General features: G+C 30.9%; 8 protein-coding genes. 2 read left to right on the top strand and 6 right to left on the bottom strand.

Annotated features, from left to right (window positions below; translation table 11 throughout):
• Both Q0370_RS10195 and Q0370_RS10190 read right to left on the bottom strand, forming a co-directional pair.
• Nucleotides 1–619: YdcF family protein (locus Q0370_RS10195; RefSeq protein ID WP_299575355.1), on the bottom strand; the 619-nt coding region annotated here is incomplete at its 3' end.
• 74 nt (nucleotides 620–693) lie between these two features.
• The gene (locus Q0370_RS10190) at nucleotides 694–978 is read right to left on the bottom strand and encodes a virulence associated protein VapD (protein ID WP_299575353.1); all 285 of its coding nucleotides are present in this window, start codon (nucleotides 976–978) and stop codon (nucleotides 694–696) included.
• Nucleotides 979–1124: 146 nt separating this feature from the next.
• Here Q0370_RS10190 and Q0370_RS10185 point away from each other — a divergent pair, with 146 nt between their 5' ends.
• Nucleotides 1125–1379, top strand: a complete 255-nt coding sequence (locus Q0370_RS10185) for a type II toxin-antitoxin system Phd/YefM family antitoxin (RefSeq protein ID WP_178936481.1) — start codon at nucleotides 1125–1127, stop codon at nucleotides 1377–1379.
• Nucleotides 1372–1626, top strand: coding sequence for a Txe/YoeB family addiction module toxin (locus Q0370_RS10180; RefSeq protein WP_071124928.1), 255 nt, complete (start codon nucleotides 1372–1374; stop codon nucleotides 1624–1626). Before Q0370_RS10185 ends, Q0370_RS10180 begins: the two co-directional genes overlap by 8 nt.
• A gap of 75 nt (nucleotides 1627–1701) precedes the next feature.
• On the opposite strand, the gene Q0370_RS10175 is transcribed toward Q0370_RS10180, so the two are convergent.
• The 4 genes from Q0370_RS10175 to Q0370_RS10160 form a co-directional block, all read right to left on the bottom strand.
• Entirely contained in the window at nucleotides 1702–3597 is a 1896-nt protein-coding gene (locus tag Q0370_RS10175) for an ABC transporter ATP-binding protein (protein ID WP_299575350.1), read from the bottom strand.
• A complete protein-coding gene (locus tag Q0370_RS10170) occupies nucleotides 3597–5336 on the bottom strand; it encodes an ABC transporter ATP-binding protein (RefSeq protein ID WP_299575320.1) in 1740 nt (579 codons plus the stop codon). Before Q0370_RS10170 ends, Q0370_RS10175 begins: the two co-directional genes overlap by 1 nt.
• 154 nt (nucleotides 5337–5490) lie before the next feature.
• Nucleotides 5491–6228: an alpha/beta hydrolase-fold protein gene (locus Q0370_RS10165; protein ID WP_299575318.1), complete on the bottom strand. Its 738-nt coding sequence runs from the start codon at nucleotides 6226–6228 to the stop codon at nucleotides 5491–5493.
• Between the two features lie 27 nt (nucleotides 6229–6255).
• Nucleotides 6256–7461, bottom strand: a complete 1206-nt coding sequence (locus Q0370_RS10160; protein ID WP_299575316.1) for an ATP-grasp domain-containing protein — start codon at nucleotides 7459–7461, stop codon at nucleotides 6256–6258.
• Nucleotides 7462–7599 lie beyond the last annotated feature (138 nt).

Here is a 7599-nt window from a genome sequence, read left to right as displayed (position 1 = left end):
CATTTGACAAAAATTCCCTAAAATATGATTTTGGTATGGAAATAAGCGGTGTTTTCGCTGGAAGTCCGTAAATTTCATAATTTTCATTGTCAAATCCAACTTTTCTAGCAATATTTTTAGAACGGAAAATATGATAATCATTCGTTGCAATCAATACTTTTATTTTTTGATTTTTTTCATTATTGTTTAAAATATTTTTACTATTTTCAATATTTTTTATCTTCTCAAGACTAAACTTAAAATTTTCAACAGTATTCTTAGATTTGTCTTCCAAAACAATTCTATCCTCACTAATTCCATTTTTCAAAAGTTCCCTTTTTATCGCCAATCCTTCAGCAACACCTTCATTTTTCCCTTGTCCACCAGTCGCAATAACCTTAGTTTCTGGATTTTTTTTTAAATATTCGGTTGCAGCCTTTATTCTTTCCATAAGTGATTTAGTCGGATTTTCTCCTTTTACTCTTGCTCCAAGTATTATTACATAATCTACTTTTTTATTTTCATTTACGGATTTTCTATCAGTTATATATTCTTTTATTATGAGATATTGAATAAAGCAAAATAAAAAAACAAATAAAATAATAGAAATTTTTATTACTGTCATAATTGTATTCTTCATAAGTTTTCGATTTTAAAAATATCCTTTCTTAAAATAAAGGCTGTTCCATTTCTGAAACAACCACTATAAAATAATTATTCTTTCACGATAGCTGTAAAATCACTCCAATCTTCAACTTTAAAAGCTCTAATATCCCTTACAGAATTTTTAAACCATTCGATAGATTTTAGTTTTGTTATGGCTTTATAAACTTCAGCTAAAGTGTTTTTTTCAGTACTATTCACATATAAACTGCCCTGTGTACATTCAAAACCTAGTATCTCCAATTCCTGTCGAATTTCATCGTAAGCCCTATTATATGGATCACCATAATTCTTTTTCAAATCATCAATTTTTAAATCAAATGCAATTGCATACATCTGTATCCCTCCTCTTTTAAATGTTTTACAACAATATTTTAGTATATTTTACCATAATTGTCAATTTCTTATTTTATTTTTTAATTGACATTTTGTACAAAAAGAACTATAATAAATTGTACAAAAACTATAAAGGAGTGATAAATATGTTAGCTGTAAGTTTTTCAACAATGAGAAATAATTTAAAAAGTTATTGTGATAAAGCAGTGAAAGAAAATGAAGATGTAATTGTAACAAGAAAAAATGAAGAAAATGTAGTTTTAATAAATCTTGAAAAATATAATCAATTTTTGAAAGCAGTCCAAAATGCTGAATATCTTGCAAAAATAGATAGAGGGTTTTCTCAGATGAAAAGTGGAAAAGGACAAGTTCATGATTTAATAGAGGTTGACGATGAATAAATTATGGACTGATGATGGCTGGGCAGATTATTTATATTGGCAATCTCAAGATAAAAAAACTTTAAAAAGAATTAACGAACTCATAAAAGATATTGAAAGAAATGGAGCATTGAATGGAATAGGTAAACCTGAAGCTTTAAAATATAGAAAAGGATTTAGTCGAAGAATTGACGAAACTAACAGGCTTGTCTATGCCATTGACGAAAATGGAGTTTTATGGATAATTTCTTGTAGAGGACATTATTAAGATTTTAATTTTTTACAATAAATTAAAAAGAGTGGCACTTAATCCACTCTTTATTTTTTACACAAATATTTTAATTTACTGATTTTCAAATCCACCTGTATAAAGCTGATAATAAGTTCCTTTTTGTGCAATCAATTCATCGTGATTTCCACGCTCGATAATTCTTCCTTGATCAAGTACCATTATTACATCGGAATTTTTGATAGTTGAAAGTCTGTGGGCGATTACAAAGACTGTTCTTCCCACCATCAACTTATCCATTCCTTCCTGCACGATTTTTTCTGTTCTTGTATCAATGCTTGAAGTTGCTTCATCCAGAATTAAGACTGGTGGATCAGCGATTGCTGCTCTTGCTATTGACAATAATTGCCGTTGCCCTTGTGAAAGGCTGGAACCGTCACCGCTTAAATAAGTGTCATAGCCTTGTGGCAGGTGTTTTATAAAATGGTCAGCGTTGGCAAGTTTTGCAGCAGCATACACTTCTTCATCTGTTGCATCAAGTTTTCCATATCTAATGTTGTCGGCAACTGTTCCAGAAAATAAGTGTGTGTCCTGTAATACAATTCCAAGCGATTCTCTTAAATCCTGTTTTTTTATTTTTTCAATGTTAATGCCATCATATCGGATTTTTCCAGAATTAATATCGTAAAATCTGTTAATTAAATTTGTAATTGTAGTTTTTCCAGCACCTGTTGCACCAACAAAGGCAATTTTTTCTCCTGGCTTTGCATAAAGATTGATATTATGAAGTATTGTCTTTTCATCATTGTATCCAAATGTTACATCTTCAAAAACAACATCTCCCATTAGTCTTTCATAAGAAATCGTTCCGTCAGAATGTGGATATTTCCAAGCCCATGCACCTGTGTGCTTCTCAGTTTCTGTAATGTTTCCATTTTCATCAATATTTGCGTTTACAAGAGTTACATAGCCGTTATCTTGTTCAGGTGTCTGATCTAGCAGGTTAAATACCCTTTGGGCTCCAGCCGATGCCAATATTACTGATGTTAATTGCTGTGCAATTTGTGAAACAGGCTGGTTTATTACTTTTATAAACTGCAAGAACGATACAAGTCCACCGATTGTAAAGCCTGCAATATTATTAAACACAATTATTGAGCCAAGAACTGCTGTAAGTACAAAGTTTATATTTCCAAGATTCCCTACAGCAGGACCTAAAATATTTGCAAATTTCATAGCATTGTTCGCTCTGTTAAATAGTGCAGTATTCAGCTTATTAAAACGTTCATCAGCCTTTTTCTCGTACGAAAATACTTTTACAACTTTCAATCCTTCTATCATTTCTTCCACATATCCATTAACAATCCCGATATTTCTTTGTTGAGCAGTATAGTTTCTTGAACTTTTTGAAGAAATAGTTTTTGTTGTAATAATCATAATAATAATCATTATTACTACGAAAATTGCTAGTGGAATATTTAATATAAACATTGAAATAAGAACACTTACAATTGTAATAATTGAAGATATTACCTGTGACAAACTTTCAGCCATCATATTTCTTAAAGCGTCAATATCACTTGAATAAACACTCATTATATCTCCATGTGCATTTGTATCAAAATATTTTATGGGAAGCGACTCCATATGTATAAATACATCATCTCTTAATTTTTTTAATGTTCCCTGTGCAGCGTAAATCATAAATATTTCATAAATATATGTACAAATTACTGATGTACCATATACAACCGCCATTTTTAAAATTAGGCTCACAAGCTCTTTGATAAAGTTAGGATTATTTTTACCAATGTTAGGAATAATGATTCCATCAATCAATTCTTTTGAATACATTGTTCCAATAACCATTCCAAATGAACTCAAACAAATAAATACAATAACAAATAGCGTCTGTATTTTATAATGCTTAAACATGTATCCCAATAATCTAATTAATCCTTTTATCTGATTTCGTGATTGCGAATTTTCAGCTTTTTTATTTTTATTCATTATTTGTCACTCCCTTCTGTCTGGGATTCATAAACTTCACGATATACCTTGCTTGTTTTTAGCAATTCATCGTGTGTCCCTGCTGCTGTTATAACTCCGTCTTCCAGAACTAATATCTTATCAGAATCTTTTATTGATGATACTCTTTGTCCGATAATAATTTTTGTAATGTGCGGTAATTCATTTTTAAATGCTTCTCTTATTAGTTTGTCTGTCTTTGTGTCAACTGCACTTGTAGAATCATCTAAAATTAATATTTTGGGAGATTTTAGCAAGGCTCTAGCTATACAAAGTCTTTGTCTTTGACCTCCAGATACATTTGCTCCGCCACGTTCAATACGGGTATCATATTTTTGTGGAAATTTCTGAATGAATTCATCAGCTTGTGCCAATTTACAGGCATGTTCCATTTCCTCATCGGTTGCATTTTCATTTCCCCAACGTAAATTATCCTTTATAGTTCCTGAAAACAGCACATTTTTTTGAAGAACCATCGCTACATTGTCTCTAAGCGTATTTATATCATAATCCTTTACATTTACTCCGCCAACCAAAAGTTCCCCATCCAGAACATCGTATAGTCTTGGAATCAATTGAACAAGAGCTGATTTTGCACTTCCAGTTCCTCCGATAATTCCAATAGTTTCTCCAGACTTTATTTCCAGATTTATTTTTGTCAAATTCAGCACATCAGGATTATTACTGTAACTGAAATCCACGTTTTTAAACACTATTGAACCATCTTTCACCTCTGTTATCCCATTTTCAGGATTTTTAATACTTGGCTCTTCATCTAGAACCATCACAATTCTATCTCCAGATGCCCTTGAAAACACAATATTTACAAGCATCATTGCAAGCATAAGAAGACTCATAAGAATATTGGTTGTATAAGCAAAAAGGCTTGTAAGCTGTCCTGTCGTCAGCTCATTTACAACAATCATCTTTGCTCCAAACCATGAAAGCAGTAAAATACACCCAAATACTGTTATCTGCATTACAGGAGATACAAATATTATAATTCTTTCCCCTTTTAATAACATATTTTTCAAATTTTCAGTAGCCTTCTTAAATTTATTAGTTTCATATTTTTCACGAATATACGCTTTTACAACACGAATACCATTAATATTTTCCTGAAGACTGGAATTTATGTCATCATACTTTTTAATTGCAGCTGTAAAAATCGGATGTACCTTAAAAATAACAAAGACTAAAAAACTTCCTAAAAACAAAACTGCAACAATGAATATCATTGACAACTTCGGACTTATCATAAATGACATAAATATTGCTACGCACATCATAAGTGGAGCCCTTACAAATCCTCTGATTAACATTTGAAATGAATTCTGAATGTTATTAACATCTGTCGTAAATCTTGTAATCAGTCCAGCTGTAGAAAATTTATCAATGTTAGTGAATGAAAAGGACTGTATTTTAGAAAATAAATCTTTTCTCAAGTTTTTAGCAAATCCAGCCGAAGCATAAGAAGCATATTTACTAGCCTGTATTCCACATAACAACGACAACATCGCCACTCCAAACGTTGCAAGTCCCATTATAACAATAAACTTCATATCTCCCTTACCATCATTTCCATTCAGTCCACTGTCAATAATTACAGCCATAAGTGTTGGAATAAGCATTTCAAAAATAACTTCTATTCCAATAAATATTGGCGAAATTAACGCACTTCTTTTATATTCCCCTAGACGAGAAAATAATTTTTTTAACATATAAATAAACACCTCTTCCTTTCTTTATTTTTTCGTTTTTATTTAATACTTATACAAATTTAAAAGCACGAAACTTATCAAAAAAAATAAAAAAATCAATTTCATTAATAAATTTCAGTGCTTTCTATTTGTTATTAAAATCAAATAATTATGCTTAAATATCTAAATGTTCCATAAAATATCTTATCTGCAATTTCCACCAATACCAGTCATGAGCCACATCGTGTCCCCAGAAATCCGTCCATGCTGGAACTTGCTTTTCATAAAGAATATGAGCCAGTTCTCTGTTACTTGGCAGTAATTCTTCTTCCCATGCTCCTTGTCCAATACATATAATAATATTTCTCTTTCTATATATATCTAAATAAGGATGGTTCCATGGCATATTTTTCAGAAAGTCAACAACAGAGTTATTATAAACCAAATCATCTTTATAATCTCCAAAAAACATTGAAGCATCAAACATTCCACTTAGCGAAATTAACGTTTCAAATAATTCAGGCCTACGGAAAAATAAAATTCCTGCATGTGCTCCTCCCATGCTACATCCTGTAACAATAATATCACTTCTCCAAGAGATATCCTGTATTCTAGGCACAAATTCATTTGCAATAAAATTATACCATTTTTCCTGCATTTCTATTCTGTATCTTGGATTTCCATTGAGATCTGACCAGCTTTCCTTGTCAATACTTCCTACACAGAATAATTGCAACCTTCCTTGTTCAATGTAGTCTGATAGCACATCTACCATCCCAAATTCTTCATACTGGTTACAATCTCCATCTTGTGAAGGAAATACCAGTATCGGCTTCCCAGCGTGTCCATATCTCTTATATTCCACTTCCCGACCAAGATGATAGCTATATTCTTTTTTATATTCTATTTGCATTCTTTCTCCTTGTGATTTTATTTATTTTTATTCTTCTATTTTTTTGTGTACAAAATCTATAAATTCTTCCATTTTCTCTTTTGTTTTAAATTTTGCTGTATACATATAATTTCCCATTGCTCCTGAAAAAATATCCGGCATTCTTTCATCCATCACAATTGCATTTCCATATTTCTGTTTAATTTCATCGTGAGAATGAATATAATTTCTATTATCACGACGACTTGCATAAACACAGTAGTTTTTTTCTATATCTTTATTTAATTTAGCCTTTTCGATTTTATCAAATGCAATCATATCAGCCCAGATTTGATAAACATCAGTATTGTTGGCGTAATTGTACATATCAGGTGTATATCCGCCTGCAGGACGCATATTTGCTTCTAGTCCTACATAATCCCCTTTTTTACCAAGTCCTTTTTTATCTTTATTTAGTTTAAAAAATTCCAGATGCACAAATCTACTTTTTACTCCAAAGCCTTTCACAGCTCGTCTTCCTGCATCCAGCAATTTTTCAGGCATTTCCTTTTCTACATAATAAAATACATCTAGTTTTTCATTTACAATATCCATAACAGCAGGCTCAACAATTCCTGTTTCAAAAATAGGATTTCCGTTGGAATCAATAACTGCGTCATAAGATACTAAATCTCCGTCAACATATTCTTCCATAATATATTTTACATTTTCATTACGAGTTTCAAAAAATTCCTTCAATTCTTTCTCATTATTAATTTTACGAGTATCGCTCGCACCGACACCATTATCAGGCTTAACAACTACTGGATATCCTGCTTTATCAATAAATTTCTTTGCTTTTACAAGTGTTGCAACTAATGAAAAGTCCGCAGCTGGTATTTCTCCCTTTTTGTATGCCTTTTTCATTTTAGATTTTTCTTTTATATTTGCAATTTTATCAGACTTTATTCCAGTTGTAATATTAAAATCTGAACGAAGTCTTGAATCCTGTACAAGCCAGTATTCATTATTAGACTCAAGCCAGTCAATTTTCCCATATTTATGCGTAAAAAAAGCCACTGCCCTTAAAACTTCATCATAATTTTCAAGGTTAGAAACTTTATAGTATTCTGTTAAACTGTCCTTTAATTTTTGATCCAATTGATCATACTCTATATCTGCAATCCCTAATACATTTACTCCATTTTGTTTTAATCTATCGCAAAATTCACAGTTAGTTTTTGGAAATTGTGGTGAAATGTAAACAAAATTCATAATACTCATCTCCTTCGACTGTTATAATAATTTAATTTCATAAACTTCTGTAATCCGCTTTTTTAGTGATTTGTATTATTATAGCATAATTTTTGAAAAAATGTAAATACTATTCTTTTGTATTTTTTCTCATACTTA

The organism is uncultured Leptotrichia sp. (assembly GCF_938036635.1).
GTDB lineage: Bacteria > Fusobacteriota > Fusobacteriia > Fusobacteriales > Leptotrichiaceae > Leptotrichia > Leptotrichia hongkongensis.
Note: the sequence above shows the minus strand (reverse complement) of the source record. Positions and strands in the feature narration are given on the sequence as shown.

What these genes read in the sequence shown, in the direction of transcription:
- Q0370_RS10190 (WP_299575353.1), bottom strand. Translation starts at nt 978, where the DNA reads ATGTATGCAATTGCATTTGATTTAAAAATTGATGATTTGAAAAAGAAT.
- Q0370_RS10185 (WP_178936481.1), top strand. Translation starts at nt 1,125, where the DNA reads ATGTTAGCTGTAAGTTTTTCAACAATGAGAAATAATTTAAAAAGTTAT.
- Q0370_RS10180 (WP_071124928.1), top strand. Translation starts at nt 1,372, where the DNA reads ATGAATAAATTATGGACTGATGATGGCTGGGCAGATTATTTATATTGG.
- Q0370_RS10175 (WP_299575350.1), bottom strand. Translation starts at nt 3,597, where the DNA reads ATGAATAAAAATAAAAAAGCTGAAAATTCGCAATCACGAAATCAGATA.
- Q0370_RS10170 (WP_299575320.1), bottom strand. Translation starts at nt 5,336, where the DNA reads ATGTTAAAAAAATTATTTTCTCGTCTAGGGGAATATAAAAGAAGTGCG.
- Q0370_RS10165 (WP_299575318.1), bottom strand. Translation starts at nt 6,228, where the DNA reads ATGCAAATAGAATATAAAAAAGAATATAGCTATCATCTTGGTCGGGAA.
- Q0370_RS10160 (WP_299575316.1), bottom strand. Translation starts at nt 7,461, where the DNA reads ATGAATTTTGTTTACATTTCACCACAATTTCCAAAAACTAACTGTGAA.